Here is a 17272-nt window from a genome sequence, read left to right on the forward strand (position 1 = left end):
GATGGTATACTGTGTCAATTGCGCTTTTAGACCCTTGCCGGCGCAAAGCTGCGCTGGGGGCAAATCGTGACCCTATCTCTTGATTGAGAAAGCCGCTTGACCTAGATTGCCTAAATAGAATTTCGTTCTTAATGGAACGTATTGAGGAGCGTCAGCGTGCGGGTTGTGAACTCTCTTGTGGAGCGGTGTTTTGCTGTCATTGAGCTGCTGGCACAGGAAGCATCGGCAATGCGGCTTGGCGAAATTGCTGAAAAGCTTGATATTCAAAAAAGCGCTGCCCACCGGATGCTCAATTTGTTGTGCGACATAGGCTGGGTAGAGCAAGAACCGATCACCGGTTTTTACAAGCTTACACTCAGACTTGCCATTCTCGGACAGCGCTTCCTAAGCGCCACTCACCTAACAGACGTATGCCTCCCCGTACTCGAGGATTTGGCAACTGAAAGCGCGGAACTCGTTCGGATGGCAGTCGTGCAGGGTGAGACACTAACTTGGATCGCTCAAGTTCAAGGTGCTCGGAACGGATTGAAATACCAACCCGAAATGGTAGCGAGAGTTCGGCTTGATAGAACTGCCAATGGCAGAGCTTATTTATCGACGCTAAGTCAGACAGACGCGGTTCGCATCGCAATCAATGACGGAGCCGATGAGCGGCCTATAGCCTCTGTTGAAGAGTTTATTAAGGAACTGGAATTGGCTCAAAAAAGAGGCTGGGCGATTTCCGACGAGGAGGCTGAGCCCGGTGTCGTTGCGATTGCCGCCCCAATTATTTTGGGGGGAAGCCAAACGGTTGGCACGGTTAGCGTCGCTGGACCGAGTTCACGCCTAACTTCGGACAGGCACGGCAAGGTAGCCTCATCGGTACTGTCAACTGCCGCCAAACTTGGAGAACTCTGGCCCCTAAGGCAAAGATACAATACCATGCAATCGGACTAATCCCTGTCGGAACGTTCCTAGGCAGAGGCTACATTTCGGCGCCTCTTTCGCCGGCGCAAGATCCCGGTGTTGACGCGGCCCGGCAAACTCGACCAGCGAGAATCGCAGCTAACCCTAGTGAAATGACACACCGGGAAAACCAACGCTCGTTGAAAAACTATGCGTTGCGTATCCGTTCGGCGAACCTTTGTACCTTCTCGAAAGCTGATGCGAATTCAGGTTTTTCGCCATACACCATATCACCGAGCAGCTTCGCATAGCCATCGGCGAACTTTGCGTCTTTCGACAAGAACTCGAACGTACGGAGCGTTTCAGCCTTTGGGTCCGCTTTGTATGCAGGATAGTCGTCAGCACGGCCTTCCGCTTCAGCCTTCATTGTTTGTAAAGCGATCGCGGCCGCCTCGTCCGCATCATAGTGTCCGTCCATGCGTGACAAGTCGTAGACGTGACGAACAAGGGTGTAGTCGAAGTCTCCCAGCCCTGACAAAGCCAAACCGGCTCGACGCCCAAGCGCAACGAACTTGTCCGCTGCGGTTTCGACCAGTCGCACGCACGCGACATCTGTGGCCTCGGCAGCAGCGCGATTGGCTTCAGCGACAAAGGATGAGACCGAACGCTTCTCAGGTGCAGTGCAAATAGGAAACGCGGAGATTTCGATCTTGATCTCCGGGCGCAAAACACCCTCTCCCCTGGCGATGGGCTCATAGGGCAGATCGTACCGGACGTATCGGTCGTTCTGCTTGACCGAGTAGTGGCCCTCTACCGCGAACTCAGCCGCTTCGAGCCTATCGTTCACCTCGCCCCGTAGACGCTTGAGCGCGCCGCGCGAATTGGCCTTTTCGCCTACGACGCGCAGGTCTATGTCCTCGGACATCCGTTCGAGCAGGCGATAGGCGCGGCCAAGCGCTGTTCCCCCACCGAACGCCATACTCAGTCCATCTACCTGCACATCGTGTATGGCAGCCAAGGCCCGAACGACAAACCAGTCCTTCTCGACCAGAGCCGGCGAAGGAAGGCGAAAGAATTCCTGCACCTCCAGAAGAGTTTTCTGGTCCGGCTTATCGTTCAACGCGAAGCTCCACACGGCCATCGGTTAACCGTCGGCTGAACCGCGATTTGACTTTCACTATCGGGTTCACTGGGATCTGAGTGGAACGGCCTTCATTGTAGGCTTTTGTGCTGTCACTCTGCTCCCAAGGCACACCAAGCTTGTTAAGCGCCTGAAGTGCCGCGCTGTGGAAGCCGTTGGAACTGGAGACCATGAGCCGGCCCGATATGCGCGATCGCATCGCGCGGGCGTAGACACCGTAACCCAGCTTCATCAAAGCCCCATCGCGGATCAAGGACCTGAGCGCGCGCAGAACCTGGTCCTCACCACTGAGATCAGCGAAATCTCGCGGAAGAAAGACATCGGTCTTTTTCGTTCTTGCGACGCGGCTCTGGATTTTCTGTTTCAATGTCTTCGGCTGGTGCATGGTCAACTTCTTTCTGCAAAAACCCGACACCCAATATATGCAAAAACCCGACATGAGACAAGGGCGCGTGGCAAATCGAAATGCCCTTCAGTTCATCTAATCGAGCTCGTTCCGGGCGACTATTCAGCGTCCCATATCCGCTGCGGTACGCACAAATGTTGCCTGCAATGTGTGTATCTAACGGATCATCCGTACGACAGCGTACGCGCAGATGGCGAGTAATGCGGAAACTCGCCGATCACGCTGGCGGTTTGGAGAACGGCGAAATCCCCAAGGCGGTCTGCGACATCCCGGAGGGGCGAAGGAGCTTTTCGGGAGCACGCACGCAGATTGCAGATCAGGGTCGAATCGGCGCAGGGCCGCAAAGTTGCAGAAAACGAAGTTGCCTATTGCCAGAAAGGCGTGCAGATGAGCTTGATACCAAAAGACGCCACCGACTTCTGCCCGTCTGCGCATCGTAAATTATAAAATCGAAAGTAAATTTGGCCCGCATCATGGGCGGGAGGGATCATGGCAGGGGAGGAACACGTCTCTGTTGCAGTTAGAGATGACTTTTTGGCGCGGCAGACCAAGGCAAAGCCCGTGCCTGCACTTGCGGAGTTGTTGTGGAATAGCCTTGATGGGGACGCGACCGACGTCTCGGTGGAGTTTGTCCATAGCGACCTAGCGGGCGGATTATCCAAGATCGTCGTCTACGACAATGGCGAAGGATTTTCTCGCACCGATGCGCGCGCCCTCTTCGGCAATCTAGGTGGCTCCTGGAAGCGCCATATCCGTCAAACGAAGCGCAATCACCGCATGATTCATGGGCAGGAAGGGCGCGGGCGTTACAAGGCCTTCGCCCTCGGCCAGTCCGCCAAGTGGAAGGTCTGTTACGACGATGCATCAGGCCGAAAGGCTTTTGAGATAAGGCTCCTGCAAGCCGATCTCACCGACGTCACCATCACGGAGGAAGTGCTGGCGCCGGACCGCGCGACAGGCGTCATCGTCGAGATTGATGATCTCCAGCGCGATTTCAAAACCTTCGAAAGCGACGAAGGCATTCAGGACCTGAATGAGATTTTCGCGCTCTACCTTATAAACTACCGGGGCGTGTCAATCTCGATTGCCGGCCAGCGGCTCGACCCCGAGAAGGTGATTGCCAGCCACCACAAATCTTCACTTGCGCCAATCGAAATTGCCGAAGGTGCGAAGCATAGCGTCGAGCTCGAGATAATCGAATGGCGAACCGATGCGCGCCGTGCGCTGTACTTATGTTCCGCAGCCGGCTTTCCGTTCGACCAAATCGAGACGCGGTTCCACATCACCGGATTCTCCTTCTCCGCATATCTGAAGTCTAGCTACGTCGAAGAACTCCAAAACGAGGAGCGCATCGCTCTATCGGAGATGGATCCTCTACTCGGCGAGGCGGTGGAAAACGCGCGGTCTGCGATCAAGGACTATTTTCGCGACAAGACGGCCGAAAAGGCTCGGTCCCTTGTCGATGAATGGATCGCCGAGGATGTCTACCCCTATCGCGGCGCGCCACAAAACGCCGTCGAGAAGGTCGAACGGCAGGTTTTCGATATCGTCGCCGTTCAAGTTCAGGAGCTCGCCCCGGATCTGGGGATTAGCTCGGCGAAAGCGAAAGCACTGCACCTTCGAATGCTTCGAAACGCCATCGAACGTGGACCGGAGGAGCTGCAACTTATTTTAAAGGAAGTGCTCGACCTTCCCGCGCGCAAGCAGAAGGAATTGGCAAGCCTCCTCCAGGAAACGACGCTGTCGGCGATAATCACGGCAGCCAAGACCGTCGCCGACCGGCTAAAATTCATATCCGCCCTTGAGTCGATTGTCTTCAACCCCGAGACCAAAGGTCGCCTGAAGGAGCGCACCCAGCTCCACAAGATACTCGCTGAAAACACATGGGTGTTCGGAGAAGAATATAATTTATGGGTAAGCGACAAGGATCTTCGCCGAGTTCTCGAAAAGCATCGCGACTATCTTGATCCGGACATCTCGATCGACGAGCCCGTCAAAGTGATCGGCAAAGCACGCGGGATCATCGACCTAATGTTCTCGCGTTCCACTCGCAGACATAGGGCTAACGATATCGAACATATGATCGTCGAGCTCAAAGCTCCGAAGGTCAAGATCGGCGCCGATGAGATCACGCAGGCGAAAAAATATGCAATCGCCGTAACATCAGACGAGCGTTTTTCGACCGTTGACGGAGTCCGCTGGCACTTCTGGCTGGTCTCGAACGCCTACGACGGTTTTGCCAAGCACGAAATCGAAAGCGGACCAGATCGTGAGCGGCGCCTGGTCGCAAAGGGAGCAAGACATATCGTCGGCATCAAGACATGGGGCGAGCTAATAGAGGAGAATCGGGCTCGGCTTCAATTCTTCCAGGAACACCTGCAGCACTCGGCCGATGAGGGCACCGCAATCAAATACCTGCAGGAAAAGCACAGCCAGTTTCTGGAGGGTGTCATTGTCGAGGAAGCCCTGGAGAACAGCGAGGATCAGCCGGCGGCTCTTGCCCAGGAAAATACAGAACAGCCCGCTTAGTCAACCTGAGGGATCTTCATGGGCAATTTATTTCGGCTGTTCATGGCGACCGGCTCGTCGGGCGCATTGTGACGATGAACGGAACGGCCACTCTCTACCCGCGTGACGCGATATGTGTCGAGGCCGACCGGATTGCGGGCCGCCTGTGCTGGAACCACTGCCGATGTCGCCCATCGCCGCAATCGATGACCCAAATTTCATCTCCCGCGCTGCAGGCCACCGTCAACCTGCCGGCCTATCTGAAACAAACCCTGTAGGCGGAGGTCAATGCAAGCGAGGGAGACGGGATGCGCAAAATCCCGCAATGGGAGTTTGATTTCTACGCCTTGTCGCTTCCGCGCGGCCACGACTTCGGCGACGAACCGCCAGTCGCGGCCTGGGGCGGCTCGGACGGCCTTGGTTGTGGGATCGTCACGCACAACGGAGCCACCTTTGGCATCATCCTCATGCGACGGCGCGTGGATTCTGTCTGGGCCGTCATCCAGCAGAGAAGCGGTTACGCATCGATCGACACCGCGCGTGACGCTTTGGAAGCCCTTCTCGTCAAAGGTCAGCCGGCCGAGCCGGTGCCGTCCGGGATAATTCATCGTCCGCCACTGTTTGATTTGGCCGGACGGTCGGCGAGCGACTTATTTCGATTGCTCATCACGCCGGCGCGTCAACCGGCAGCGTGGGCGTTTAACCAGCTCTATCTCGCCATGCCGAAGCCGGACCGCAATTGGGTCAGCGATTGCCAGACGGCCAACTTTCACACGCGCCTGTGGGAAGCGCAGCTTCTCGCATCGTTTCGCGAGCAAGGCCTGCTTGTCGAACAGCCGTTCGATTCACCTGATTTTCGAATTTCGAACCGTCTCGGCGGCGAGGCCTGGGTCGAGGCGGTTACGTCCAATCCGTCGGTGCCGTACAATCATGTCAACGCGCCCTTTGCCAATGTGCCGACGGACAGGGAAGAGATCTTCTTCGGCGCGGCCGCCTTGCGGTTCGCCAAGACTATCGGCAATAAGCTGGAGCGACGATACGATCAGCTCCCGCACATCAGTGGTAAGCCGTTCTTGCTTGCGATCGCTGATTTCCATGCCTCAGGCTCAATGATGTGGAGCCGGGAAGGCTTGATCGGTTATCTGCAGGGTTCGGGAGCAACCATTGCCGAGGTGGACGGTCGGCCGCAAGCGGTACCGATGCCGGCTGAGTACCTCCTTGGCCCGGCGCAGTTCCAGGCCGGACTATTCGCCAACGATCGTCATGCCGAGCTTTCGGCCGTGGTTTTCTCGAACGCCTGCTCCATCGCAAAACTCAACCGGGTCGCGATTACCGGCGGCGGTGCCCCGAGAGGCTATCGCTACACGAGAATGGGAAATTTCTTCGACCGCACGCCCGGGGCCCTAAAGGGCATACCCTTCTGCCTCGATATCACGGGCGACGAGTATCGCGGGCTCTGGCCTCATGGCTATGAGCCCTGGACGGCCGAAATGGAGGTCTTTCACAATCCCTTCGCCCGCCATCCTATCCCCTTTGAATTGCTACCCGAGGCGCAACATTGGTTCAAGGAGAACAGTGAGTGGCTCTGCAGCTCCGTCTATGAGGCGTCGATTTTGTGGTCGCAAACCCTAATTACCGATGCCGATGAGCCGGCGCCATCGCTCCAAGATTTCATGGGCGAGGAAGGTCTCAGTCCCGAAGGTGACGCACACTTCGAAACCTGAAAGCCTGCTCGGCAGGTTAGGGCTTTGCGCGTCCGTCAAGCATACGACGAGCATTTGGATTGAGTATCCGTCTTGCCGAAGAACACCACCCTCAAACATTCTATGTCCGAAACTTACCTACGAATTTCGGACATGGGCACCCTCGCCGGCGCTGTCCCTGCAGCGATTGGCTAGGGAAAAGCGGGACGCACCCGCAAAGCACAGCCATAGCGTCGGCAGCGCCGAGCTATTCCTCCATGGCGACTCCGAAATCCTCATGGCCGCCAGCCAACTCTGGCATGATGTCACCAGCCAGCAGCTTCTCTTTGCTCAGCAGTCCGGCATCCTCGAGCGCTTCGAAATCCGGCAGGTCGCGCAGCGTGTCGAGACCGAACTCCAGCAGGAACTCTTTCGTCGTGACATAGGTGTAGGGCGCACCCGGTGTCGGGCTGCGTGGACCAGAAGCGATGAGCTTCGAACCGCGCAGATGGCCAATGAAATCGCGGCTGATCTCCTTGCCGAAAAACGAAGACAGTTCGGCGCGGGTGATCGGCTGGAAGTAGGCAATGCACATCAGCACCAGCACCTCCGACTGCGTGAGATCGCCCGCACCCCCGCTGCCGCTGATGGCGGTGCCAAATGCACTGCGAATGGCGTCGGCATATGCCGGCCGGGTCAGGTGCCGAAAACCGCCGGCGACGGCGACCAGGTCATAGGGCCGACCACGCAATTCCTCGCGGATGTCGTCGATCAGGAGGTCGATGCTGCAGCCATTGCCGACGATGCGGCCGAGCGTTTCGCGAGTGACGGGCTCGCTGGCCGCAAAGATGGTCGCCTCGACGCGGTTCATCCATTCCCGCCAACGCGCCTCTGGCGGCAGATGATCGAGCTCGCGGTCGAACAAATGATCATTTGGTCGACCATCGTCTGACCGCCCTTTGCCTCTTCTTGTGCGTGTTGTCTCTACCATTGCTCTCAAAGCCCGTAGATGCGGAAGGTCGAGCGGCCGGAAAGCTCGCGCACGGCGCCGAGTTCGACCACACGGTCGAACAGGCGGCGCAGCCCACGGTCGCTCATGCCGGCGATCTTTTGCGATGCAACGATCGCATCGTCAGACAAGAGTTGCTCCACCACGGCGTCCGCCGCCTTGGCCCTGAGTTTCGGCGCAACGGCAAGCAGCCGGTCCGCCCGGCGCCCGAGTTCGGCGGACAGATCGATGGCGCGCAACGCAGCGCGTGCCTGCGCGGCAAGTAGACCTTTCGCACGCTCAGAATGTGTCGCAATGCGTGTCGCCACGGAGCTGGCTGCTGATCGACGCGGGCGGGCGCTTGTGCCCAAGGCTGCCTCGGCGCCCAGCAGCGGCATAGCGTATGCCCAACCCAGCTGTTGCGCCAGCAGGGCGTCGGCGAGCCAGGCTCCAAGGGCGCGCCCCAAGCCGTGGCGTTCTGCGATCGCGAAGGCGCCGGTCATCATTCCCACCGTCCCGGCGCTGGCGCCGAGTTGCCGAACCTCGTCGGCCAGATCGCCGACCACCTCATCGGCAGGGACGTGGCCAAGTGCCTCTAAGGCCCCGCCGAGGCTCTTCTCAGTCAGAAGATTCTCGGCGGGACCGACTGCTAACCTGCACCAGCCCAAAAACATCCGGCCCGCTGGCCCGACGTCGTCGCCAGGTCGTGTGAGCAGCACGGCGTCGCGAAGGGCCGCTTCATCCTCGACGCGGCCGGCCTGCTTTGCCGTGACCGCGGCCGCCGAAAGTGCCAGGCGCTGCCGCCAGGCGCCAGCCCACCGCTCCTGCCGGCGGACAACCGCATCGAGCGCGCTGATGGCGGCGCCGGCGGTAATTGCAATGTCCTCAATGCCCTGTCCCGCAACCGTTTGGGCGTCGAGGGCAGCCCTGCGCAGCCAGGCCGGCACCGTTGCCAGTGGCGCGGTCAAGGTGCACCGCCAAGCGTGACGTAGTGGCGCGGAGAGGGTTTGGCACGCAGAATCATCTGCCGAGAAGGATGAATCACGGCGGCGCTTTTGGCAACCGAAATGGATTGAAAGCGCTGTAGCTGTCGTGCAAACAAAACGAACGATAATCTTGCATTATCGTTCGTTTTCGTCTTTAAATAGGAGATGGCCCCTCTCGTCGATCAAAACCCCGAAAATCGTACTCGGCATCGCTCCGCTCGACCACAGGAAACGGCGCGGGGTGTCGATCAAATCGCGCAGGCAGGCTCGGCCGGGCACAACACGCCGATCGCCGACGACCTACCCGACATCATCGACGTCGTCATGCAGATGGGCAGGACGCCGGAAGAACCGCCGGCCAAAGCGCCCTCCCCTCTTCCGGCCGTCGCCAATCCTCGCCTGCCGGCACATCTCGACGTGCTGGCCGATCGCGCCCGCGATTACGTCGAGGCAGCAAGCTCGGCCAACACCCGCCGTGCCTACGCCGCCGACTGGAAGCATTTTTGCGCCTGGGCGCGCCGCCAAGGTCTGGAGGTATTCCCGCCGGCACCGCAGACTGTCGGCCTCTACATCACCGCGCAAGCCTCGGGGTCGGGAGGGGATAAGAAATCCGTGTCGACGATTGAGCGGCGGCTTTCGGCGCTGACCTGGAATTTTTCTCAGCGTGGCCAGCCGCTGGACAGAAAGGATCGACACATCGCCACCGTGCTGGCCGGCATTCGCAACAGCCACGCCTCCCCTCCCCGGCAGAAGGAAGCCATTCTCCCGGAGGATCTGGTTGCCATGCTTGAGACGCTCGACCGCGGCACGCTGCGTGGCTTGCGCGACCGCGCCATGCTGCTCCTGGGTTTCGCAGGCGGCTTGCGCCGCTCCGAAATCGTCGGTCTCGACTGCGGCCGCGATCAGACCGAGGATTCTTCGGGCTGGATCGAGTTCTTTCCCGACAAAGGGATTTTGGTGACCTTGCGCGGAAAGACCGGCTGGCGCGAGGTCGAGATCGGCCGCGGCTCGTCGGATGCAACTTGCCCGGTCGTCGCCCTGCAGACCTGGCTTAAATTTTCCAAGATCGGCCATGGCCCCCTGTTTCGCAGGGTGGCAGGGCAAGGCAAACAAGTGGGCGCCGAGCGGCTCAACGACCAGGAAGTGGCGCGGCTGGTCAAGCGCACCGCTCTCGCCGCCGGTGTCCGCGGCGACCTGTCCGAAGGCGATCGCGCGAAAAAATTCTCGGGCCATTCGTTGCGCGCTGGCCTTGCTTCCTCGGCCGAGGTTGATGAGCGCTACGTGCAAAAGCAGCTCGGCCATGCCTCGGCTGAAATGACTCGCCGCTATCAGCGCAGACGCGATCGTTTCCGAGTCAATCTCACCAAAGCGTCAGGGCTGTAGGGCAAAAAGGCCCCTGCCCTTCGCATACCGAGAGTGCGTCATCGCCAGGATAGCTGGTCCTTCGGCAACCGGCCGCTCGGATCGAATACAGTTACCTTGTGCGGCAGATCCGGACCCCAGTCCCAAAGGACCAGGTTGCGATCCTCCATCTCAGCGCTCGGCGCGAAACTTGGGACCACAATCCCGGCAATGTTTCGAGACCGCAGCCGGTCGTAGATGGACCAGGACGCCGGGCGCTCTCCGTCGCTAAGCGCCGTCGCCCAGGCGCAGGCCATGTCTTCGAGCGTCACAGAAAACTCTCCCCTCCCCTCTTGTGTTGTCAGATCCGCGATGTCGTCACAGTCGATCTCATAGGAGCAAAGCACGCAGGGATCGATCCGCTGCGCGAAGCCCTGGTTGGCTTCCTTGATCGCCGTCATCAGGGTCAGCGCCAGATAGAGCGTCGACACACCTTTGGGATTGAATCGCGCACCTCGGATCGCCGCTCCTTCACCGGAGGTCGGCTTGAATGCCCAACGTGGATCGTGTGCGCGGTAGCAGGTTCTGACGAACCTTACGCATAACCACCAACGGCCATGTGATCGAGATAATCACGGACCGCAGCGGCCTTGCCGTCCTTCACCAGCGCCTCAGCGGTGCGCCCCCCAAATGCCGGAAGCGGCTGAGCCCGATACCAAGCCATCGCCTGTTCCTTGCCACCCGCCCAATCCGTCACGCGGCTGATGATCTCGAGCATTTCCCGCAGACGCCCTTGGGTCTTTACCGTGGCGCTGCGCTCTGACCGATAAAGGGTCTCGCGCGCAAGACCTGCAGTCTGGGCCAACTGGCCCTTGGACATGCCAAAACCGTCCGCGACCTGCTCGATCGCAATCTTCCCGTTCCGGTCCATATAGGACAAGATGAGAGGTCCAATCTGCTCGGGGATCTTGAGTGTGTGGGCCACAGAATTGATCCTACCATATCGAAAGTCATGGTTCCTGTGCAAAATGTATGGCAGTTCTCGGCGGCTTTCAAGCCCAGGATCGAACCAATTCAAGCTGCTGCCACCGCCTAGCACGCACGCCGGATCAAGCCGACCGCGCGATCATGTCAAGGCAGCACGTTCGGCGAACATACCGCCGCGCCTATGCCGCCGACTGGAAGCATTTTTTGCGCCTGGTGCCGGCGTGTTCGTTTGATTCGCAGCCGCCAGACCCACCAAACGTCGGCTTCTACATCACGGCCCAGGCCTCGGAATCGGCAAGGACAACAAATCGCCGCCGCCTGTCGTCGCTGACCTGGGAACTATACGCAACGCCGTCTACCGCTCGACCGGAAGGACCGACAGCCCGGTCGTCGCCCCGCAGACCTGGCTCAAGCTGGCCCGCATCGCGCATGGCCCCTCTTCCGCCGCGTCACCGGTCAGGGCAAAGCGGCGGGAGCCGAACGGCTTGACGATGAGGAGGTGGCGCGCTGGTCAAACGCTCGGCCTTGGCCGCCGGCGTGCGCGGGGATCTTCCCGAGGGCGAGCGCGGCCAAAATTTTTCTGGCAATTCGCTGCGCGCTGGCCTCGCGTCCTCTGCCGAGGTCGACGAGCGCTATGTGCAAAAGCAGCTGCCACGCCAGCGCCGAGATGACCCGCAAGTACCGGCGGCGTCGCGAGTGTTTCGGGGTCAACGTCACCAAGGCGTCCGGGCTCTGAAAAGCCGCCCGTCGCCCGATTGTTCGCTACCGTGAGGCGGTCAGATTCTGATGACAATACCTCGTCGAGCACAGCGATCGCTGGGACCAAACTATTGGCGGCCGACGCCTCATTGTCAGGCATGATCATCAGTTGCGCAATTGCGCGACTGACGAATTCCGGGTTGAGCTTTTCCATCCGCTCACTGGTGCGAGCGACGTATTCGGGAAGCGCGCGTAGGGCGTTGACGACCTCGCCCAATTGCGACCGGGCCGCAGCGGCGATATCGAAGATGTCGCGCGGGTTAGCTTCCGATCCACGATAATACACCTTCTTGGCGATAATTTCCGGAATGGTTTCAAGACGCACCGTCCTGCCCTCCACCATACGGGTTTCGAACGGCGTCGTCGTCAGCGCTCCGGCAACGACAAAGTCGATTCTCCTACGCCTTCAAAGGCGAACTTCTGAAAGTGCAGGTGGCTCCTGGATGGGTTGATGAAACCAAGCAATTGAGGATCGTCGAGGAAAATATCAATGTCGTGGCTTTCGCGATGGCCGATCTGGATCATCATCGCCGTTCCGCCGCCAATTGACCCATTCGAAGTCGTAGCCCCCAGCATTCTGGCGAAGCTTGGTCGATTTGGTCGATAGTAATGCGAAAAGGCCGCCGCCATTCGGAAGGGCGCCGGTTATCAGGTCCAGCCATTACGTGGCGAGCGGATAGCTCTCGCCGGACCAGGCAGAGAGCTTGGCGGCAAAAGCCTTCAGGTCGTGGACCGCTATATGGTGCGCGATTGCGAACTCGACTTGCTGGGCCAATGGGACCTCGCCGAAAAAGGCGCTGATATGACGGGGATGCTGCTTGGCCAGATGGATATCAGTAAGACAATGCGCCAGCGCCGCGTCGTCCTTGATCACTGGTCAGGACTGAACCTAGGTGCTTGCTCCTGATGCGTTTAAGATAGTCGTTTCAGGCTTTTCGCACAAGTTGCGGCCCTCTTCCGCACCCATCGGGGGTCTGCGACGTCAGCGGGGCTACCGTCAATGAGTACCTCTTGTCGACAGTAGTTGCTACGCAGGCGAAATCAGATGGACTCGTCCTCCATCTACCCGTTAGCGAAGAGACGTCGGGTCTGGCCGACGAGCACGCGTTCCTCAGCCCTCGCTGCTGAGATCTGGCATGATCAAGAAAACCCGTTGCCCTCCCCGACCCTGCGTCGTGCTTGTCTGCCACGCTTGAGTTGTCCGCGGACAACCGCCTGTCCGTCCAAGGGCCACTCGCGTTTGAGCCGACGGATTCCGGTGTCACTTTCGTTTTGGAACGCTATCACCGCAAGCTGCGGGGCTACTTCCTTGAGATGGCGGTCAGATGTAATCCCTCACACGCAATACTAATCGAGCCCTTGACCCGCTAAAGGCTCTTGGTGGCCCGAAAGAGGCGAGGCCCCGCGCCAGTTACATCAGTCTTTCGTGCGACCTAAAGTTAAATGCCTCGGGGACTCGCCGTCCACTGCGCTCAATGTTGCCCTGCATTGATTAAATTGCTGGCGCTTTATTGCAGTGGGTCGCCCGGTCTCTGGATCTCACGAGAGGGGACTTTTGCGTCGAGCCTCACCCGCGTTGTCCGCGGACAACCGGCCTAAGGCCTCAAAACCCGCTTATAGTTAAGCGTTTGTAAAATGTTTACGAATCGGACCATACTGTAATTGCGCAGTTTGATTGAAATCCGCATCAAATGCGTAGTTCGGGGAAAGCAATGCTACAGGCAGTCACACAAGGGCAGGAACACCTGCCGTCGATGTTGTCCGCGGATTCTCTCGAATTGTCGCGGCAGCTTCAGCTGCACCAACAAAAGATTTTTCCGCCAACCTCCCAAAAAACGATCCGGCATTTCACACCCGCAGAAGCCGCATACTATATTGGTATCGGCGAGGGCTACTTAAGGCAGGTGGCCTCGGGTGGACATGGGCCGGAACCATTGGCCAATGGGCGCCGGGTCTATTCTCCTGCCGACATGGAAAACATCCGTCGGTCACTCGACGAAAAAAACGGAACACCGAAGTACGTTCCGACCCGTCGGCCTGGAGAGAAGCTACAGGTCGTCGCCGTTATGAATTTCAAGGGCGGTTCGGCGAAGACGACAACTTCCGCACACTTGGCACAATACCTTGCTTTGCGCGGTCACCGGGTTCTGGCAATCGATCTCGACCCACAGGCTTCGCTGTCAGCACTCTTTGGACATCAACCCGAACTTGATGTGGGCGAAGGTGAAACGCTTTACGGGGCGATCCGCTATGAAGAACCTCGATCTATCTCTGAAATCGTGCGCGCCACTTACACCCAGAACCTGCATATCGTGCCCGGAAATCTGGAACTCATGGAGTTTGAACATGAGACACCGAGAGCGATCACGTCTGGGTCGGCCGAATCCATGTTCTTCGCGCGCATTGGAGAAGTGTTGACCGACATCGAGAGCCTATACGATGTCGTAATTATCGATTGCCCACCGCAACTCGGCTTCTTGACGATGTCGGCGTTGTGTGCGGCGACGTCGGCACTGATAACCGTGCATCCGCAAATGTTGGACGTGATGTCGATGAGCCAGTTCCTTGCGATGACCAGTGAGATGATGGCAGTCGTCGAAAGGGCAGGGGGGCGTACCAGCTACGATTGGATGCGCTATCTCGTAACTCGCTACGAGCCGAACGATGGTCCCCAAAGTCAGATGACAGGCTTTATGCGGGCAATCTTTGGCAATCGAATGCTCCACAATCATATGCTGAAGTCGACCGCAATCTCGGATGCCGGGGTCACCAAGCAGACACTGTATGAGGTCGAGCGACAACAGTTCACCCGCGGCACGTATGACAGGGCGATGGAATCCCTAAATGCGGTCAATTCGGAAATCGAAGGCCTGCTAAGGACGACTTGGGGGAGAAAGTAATGGCGCGCAAGAATCTCATTGAGATTTCATCGGCAGAAGAACTGCCAATTCCTATGGCGGATATCAGGCCAATCGCCGGCTTTGTAGCACCGGCGGTCCGCAGTGCTCCCATCGGAGGCATCACAAGAACCCTTGGTAACATCACCCAGAAATTTGAACGGGCGCAAGACCTCGAAAAGCAACTCGCAGAAGGCAAGATAATTGTCGAATTGGACCCAGCCCTGGTCGACGGTTCATTCGTCAGTGATCGTCTTGGTATCGATGCGGTCGAACTGGCCGATCTAGCTGCCCAGATCAAAGAGCATGGGCAGCAAGTGCCAATCCTTGTTCGTCCTCATTCCCATGGCCGGTATCAAGTCGCATACGGACACCGCAGGCTCGCGGCGGCAAAAGAATTAGGCATCAAAGTTCGTGCCGTTATCCGTGAGTTGTCCGACGATCAATTGGTTGTCAGTCAGGGGCAGGAAAACAATGCACGGACGAACCTGTCATATATCGAAAGAGCGTTGTTCGCTGCCCGCCTGGAAGATCGGTCCTTCTCTCGCGAAGTCATCATGGCGGCCCTAAACATTGACAAGGCTGCTCTATCCAAAATGTTATCGGTTGTCCGCGTGATACCGATCGAACTTATAGAGGCGATCGGAGCAGCACCAGAGGTCGGACGCCGCCGATGGATGGAGTTCGCCGAGAAGTTGCCAACGGCAAAAGTTGAACTGCCGGCGGTGTTGGCATCGTTGTCCGCGGACAACTCGAGTGATCAACGCTTTCAGCAAGCTGTCAGTGCCCTCAACTCGCTTCCTAAAATGACCAGGGAAGGGCCAACGACCAATCTCTGGGGCCCCAAGGACAAATCAGTTAGCGTTAACGTGAAATCGACCGCGAGGAAGGCGGTTGTGACCTACGAAGCAAAGGATGGTCCGAGCTTCGCGGCATACATTACGGGGCGACTGGATGACCTCTACGAGGCTTTCCGGAAGTCGCAAGAACCATCAACAGGAGACTGAAACCGCAAAAGAAAAAGGCCCCCAAACGACTTTCGTCGTGGAAGCCCTTCTCCGTAGTAGCTGACCGAGAATCGCATCTCTACGAATCACTGTCAAGAGTCATTAGCGTCGTTTTGGCGAGCAGATTTCTTTTGCCTAATTGAAGGCGAAGGAAGAAATGGAGACGGGTATTGCAACGACGCCCTTTGGGCGGCGGCCGATGTCGCTTGCCATGCTGGCAGCGCAAAACGATTCACGTGAAATCCCCAAGGGCAGGGTGGTCGACAAATGGCAGATCTACCGCAACCTCTGCGAGGGCAAGAGCATCATCGGCATCGGCGATCGTGCGCTGGCCGTCCTGAATGCGTTGCTATCATTCTATCCTGACAGCGATTTAACTGAGGAAAACGACCTCATCGTGTTTCCGTCGAACGCCCAGCTGTCTCTCAGGGCGCACGGAATGCCCGAGCCTACAGTCAGGCGGCACCTGGCGGCTCTTGTTGACTGCGGGCTGATCATCCGTCGGGATAGCCCGAACGGCAAGCGCTACGCCCGCAAGGGCCGGGGAGGGGAGATCGAGGAAGCATTCGGCTTCTCCCTGGCGCCGCTGCTGGCGCGCGCTTACGAGTTCGAGGCGGCGGCCGAGCGTGTTCGTGCCGACAATCGGGCGCTCAGGCTTATGCGCGAGCGGATCACCTTGCACCGCCGGGACATCCACAAGCTGATAGAGGCGGCCCTTGACGAAGATGTCCCCGGCAACTGGGGAGGCCTGTGGAAGCGGTTCCGCGGCGTTGTGGAGGCAATTCCGCGCCGAGCTTGCATTGCCGAGCTCGAGCCAATCGTTGCCGATCTGGCCGCCTTGCGTGATGATGTGGGTAAGCTCCTGGAAATCCATATGAAATCCACGAATCCGAGCGGCAATGACTGTCAAAACGAGCGGCAGCAATCTGATTCAAATACCGACTCTACTTTTGAATTTGAACCTGCTTTAGAGAAAAGCGGGGCGACGGCCGAGCCCAAGACGAGGACCGCAGAGGCGCCGAAAACATACCCGCTGGGGATGGTGCTGAAGGCCTGCCCCGAAATTGCAGATTATGCCGTCGACGGGATCGGCAATTGGCGCGATCTCATGATAACCGCCGCTCAGGTGCGGGGATATCTGGGGGTTTCGCCGTCAGCGTATGAGGAGGCCTGCCATACCATGGGCCAGGAAACCGCTGCGATCGTGATTGCCTGCATTCTGCAGCGGGCACAGCACATCAATTCCGCCGGCGGATACCTGCGCGTCCTGACCGACAAGGCCAGGGTAGGGGCGTTTTCGGTCGGGCCGATGCTGATGGCGGCACTCAAGGCCAATGGCGCCACAGCGAGGATGACGGGATGACAATCGCCAATACCGCAGCTTGTGGCTATCCGCGCAGCCTCACCGACAAGGTAAAAGGGCAGGCATTCGGCGCCTATCAGGATGCAGCGGTTCGCGACTCTGTCATCATCACCAAGAACGGGCGGCCGCGCACCGTGCTGCTGGCTTACGAGGATTTCGTCCGGCTGTCGAAGCGCGACCGGCGGGTCGAGCTCACGACAGAGCTCAGCGCGGACGAAATCGCCGCGGTCGAAGCCGCCGAAATGGAGCCGGGGCTTGACCATCTCAACGACGAGCTGCCTCCGGCAAGAGGTTTGTCGGCAAAAAATGCTGCCGACTGAAA

General features: G+C 58.6%; 15 protein-coding genes and 2 pseudogenes. 9 read left to right on the top strand and 8 right to left on the bottom strand.

Annotated elements, in window-relative coordinates; translation table 11 throughout:
• The first annotated feature begins 156 nt into the window (after positions 1-156).
• A complete protein-coding gene (locus AC1RZR_RS36865) occupies positions 157-936 on the top strand; it encodes an IclR family transcriptional regulator (protein ID WP_481829855.1) in 780 nt (259 codons plus the stop codon).
• A 157-nt stretch (positions 937-1093) separates the two neighbouring features.
• On the opposite strand, the gene AC1RZR_RS36870 is transcribed toward AC1RZR_RS36865, so the two are convergent.
• Positions 1094-2005, bottom strand: a complete 912-nt coding sequence (locus AC1RZR_RS36870; protein WP_481829856.1) for a nucleotidyl transferase AbiEii/AbiGii toxin family protein — start codon at positions 2003-2005, stop codon at positions 1094-1096.
• Positions 1995-2411: a DUF6088 family protein gene (locus AC1RZR_RS36875; RefSeq protein WP_481829857.1), complete on the bottom strand. Its 417-nt coding sequence runs from the start codon at positions 2409-2411 to the stop codon at positions 1995-1997. Before AC1RZR_RS36875 ends, AC1RZR_RS36870 begins: the two co-directional genes overlap by 11 nt.
• Before the next feature lie 510 nt (positions 2412-2921).
• Between AC1RZR_RS36875 and AC1RZR_RS36880 the strand changes: the two genes are divergently transcribed.
• The gene (locus AC1RZR_RS36880) at positions 2922-4961 is read left to right on the top strand and encodes an ATP-binding protein (RefSeq protein ID WP_481829858.1); all 2040 of its coding nucleotides are present in this window, start codon (positions 2922-2924) and stop codon (positions 4959-4961) included.
• A 287-nt stretch (positions 4962-5248) separates the two neighbouring features.
• Positions 5249-6664: a hypothetical protein gene (locus AC1RZR_RS36885; protein ID WP_481829859.1), complete on the top strand. Its 1416-nt coding sequence runs from the start codon at positions 5249-5251 to the stop codon at positions 6662-6664.
• 226 nt (positions 6665-6890) lie between these two features.
• On the opposite strand, the gene scpB is transcribed toward AC1RZR_RS36885, so the two are convergent.
• Together scpB and AC1RZR_RS36895 are read right to left on the bottom strand one after the other, a co-directional pair.
• The gene (gene scpB, locus AC1RZR_RS36890) at positions 6891-7613 is read right to left on the bottom strand and encodes an SMC-Scp complex subunit ScpB (protein ID WP_481829860.1); all 723 of its coding nucleotides are present in this window, start codon (positions 7611-7613) and stop codon (positions 6891-6893) included.
• A gap of 5 nt (positions 7614-7618) precedes the next feature.
• Positions 7619-8578 (bottom strand): DUF1403 family protein, encoded by a 960-nt coding sequence (locus tag AC1RZR_RS36895; protein ID WP_481829861.1) that lies wholly within the window; start codon positions 8576-8578, stop codon positions 7619-7621.
• A gap of 183 nt (positions 8579-8761) precedes the next feature.
• On the opposite strand from AC1RZR_RS36895, the gene AC1RZR_RS36900 reads away from it, so the two are divergent.
• Complete coding sequence (locus AC1RZR_RS36900; protein ID WP_481829862.1) at positions 8762-9979, top strand: site-specific integrase; 1218 nt, start codon at positions 8762-8764, stop codon at positions 9977-9979.
• Positions 9980-10017: 38 nt separating this feature from the next.
• On the opposite strand, the pseudogene AC1RZR_RS36905 reads toward AC1RZR_RS36900, so the two are convergent.
• Both AC1RZR_RS36905 and AC1RZR_RS36910 read right to left on the bottom strand, forming a co-directional pair.
• Positions 10018-10536 (bottom strand): annotated as a pseudogene (locus tag AC1RZR_RS36905) (RES family NAD+ phosphorylase); the annotation flags it as partial.
• A complete protein-coding gene (locus AC1RZR_RS36910) occupies positions 10533-10868 on the bottom strand; it encodes an MbcA/ParS/Xre antitoxin family protein (protein ID WP_481829893.1) in 336 nt (111 codons plus the stop codon). The gene AC1RZR_RS36910 and the pseudogene AC1RZR_RS36905, both read right to left, overlap by 4 nt.
• Before the next feature lie 97 nt (positions 10869-10965).
• On the opposite strand from AC1RZR_RS36910, the pseudogene AC1RZR_RS36915 reads away from it, so the two are divergent.
• Positions 10966-11660, top strand: a pseudogene (locus AC1RZR_RS36915) (site-specific integrase).
• A gap of 389 nt (positions 11661-12049) precedes the next feature.
• Here the strand turns inward: AC1RZR_RS36915 and AC1RZR_RS36920 are convergent.
• Together AC1RZR_RS36920 and AC1RZR_RS36925 are read right to left on the bottom strand one after the other, a co-directional pair.
• On the bottom strand, positions 12050-12211 hold the full coding sequence (locus AC1RZR_RS36920) for a hypothetical protein (protein ID WP_481829863.1): 162 nt from the start codon (positions 12209-12211) through the stop codon (positions 12050-12052).
• 133 nt (positions 12212-12344) lie between these two features.
• Complete coding sequence (locus AC1RZR_RS36925) at positions 12345-12557, bottom strand: hypothetical protein (protein ID WP_481829864.1); 213 nt, start codon at positions 12555-12557, stop codon at positions 12345-12347.
• 838 nt (positions 12558-13395) lie between these two features.
• Here AC1RZR_RS36925 and repA point away from each other — a divergent pair.
• The 4 genes from repA (at position 13396) to AC1RZR_RS36945 (ending at position 17270) form a co-directional block, all read left to right on the top strand.
• Positions 13396-14583 carry a plasmid partitioning protein RepA gene (gene repA, locus AC1RZR_RS36930; RefSeq protein ID WP_481829865.1) on the top strand — a complete coding sequence of 396 codons (1188 nt, stop codon included), beginning with the start codon at positions 13396-13398 and terminating at the stop codon, positions 14581-14583.
• On the top strand, positions 14583-15587 hold the full coding sequence (gene repB, locus AC1RZR_RS36935) for a plasmid partitioning protein RepB (protein WP_481829866.1): 1005 nt from the start codon (positions 14583-14585) through the stop codon (positions 15585-15587). The genes repA and repB overlap by 1 nt, the downstream gene beginning before the upstream one ends.
• 157 nt (positions 15588-15744) lie before the next feature.
• A complete protein-coding gene (gene repC / locus AC1RZR_RS36940) occupies positions 15745-16950 on the top strand; it encodes a plasmid replication protein RepC (RefSeq protein ID WP_481829894.1) in 1206 nt (401 codons plus the stop codon).
• Positions 16947-17270, top strand: coding sequence for a type II toxin-antitoxin system prevent-host-death family antitoxin (locus AC1RZR_RS36945; RefSeq protein ID WP_481829867.1), 324 nt, complete (start codon positions 16947-16949; stop codon positions 17268-17270). Before repC ends, AC1RZR_RS36945 begins: the two co-directional genes overlap by 4 nt.
• Positions 17271-17272 lie beyond the last annotated feature (2 nt).

Source organism: Mesorhizobium bavaricum, from assembly GCF_056781655.1.

Coding starts and splice junctions, on each gene's coding strand:
- repA (WP_481829865.1), top strand. CDS start 13,396: ATGCTACAGGCAGTCACACAAGGGCAGGAACACCTGCCGTCGATGTTG.
- repB (WP_481829866.1), top strand. CDS start 14,583: ATGGCGCGCAAGAATCTCATTGAGATTTCATCGGCAGAAGAACTGCCA.
- AC1RZR_RS36880 (WP_481829858.1), top strand. CDS start 2,922: ATGGCAGGGGAGGAACACGTCTCTGTTGCAGTTAGAGATGACTTTTTG.
- AC1RZR_RS36945 (WP_481829867.1), top strand. CDS start 16,947: ATGACAATCGCCAATACCGCAGCTTGTGGCTATCCGCGCAGCCTCACC.
- AC1RZR_RS36910 (WP_481829893.1), bottom strand. CDS start 10,868: ATGGACCGGAACGGGAAGATTGCGATCGAGCAGGTCGCGGACGGTTTT.
- AC1RZR_RS36875 (WP_481829857.1), bottom strand. CDS start 2,411: ATGCACCAGCCGAAGACATTGAAACAGAAAATCCAGAGCCGCGTCGCA.
- AC1RZR_RS36920 (WP_481829863.1), bottom strand. CDS start 12,211: ATGATGATCCAGATCGGCCATCGCGAAAGCCACGACATTGATATTTTC.
- AC1RZR_RS36885 (WP_481829859.1), top strand. CDS start 5,249: ATGCGCAAAATCCCGCAATGGGAGTTTGATTTCTACGCCTTGTCGCTT.
- AC1RZR_RS36900 (WP_481829862.1), top strand. CDS start 8,762: ATGGCCCCTCTCGTCGATCAAAACCCCGAAAATCGTACTCGGCATCGC.
- scpB (WP_481829860.1), bottom strand. CDS start 7,613: ATGGTAGAGACAACACGCACAAGAAGAGGCAAAGGGCGGTCAGACGAT.
- repC (WP_481829894.1), top strand. CDS start 15,745: ATGGAGACGGGTATTGCAACGACGCCCTTTGGGCGGCGGCCGATGTCG.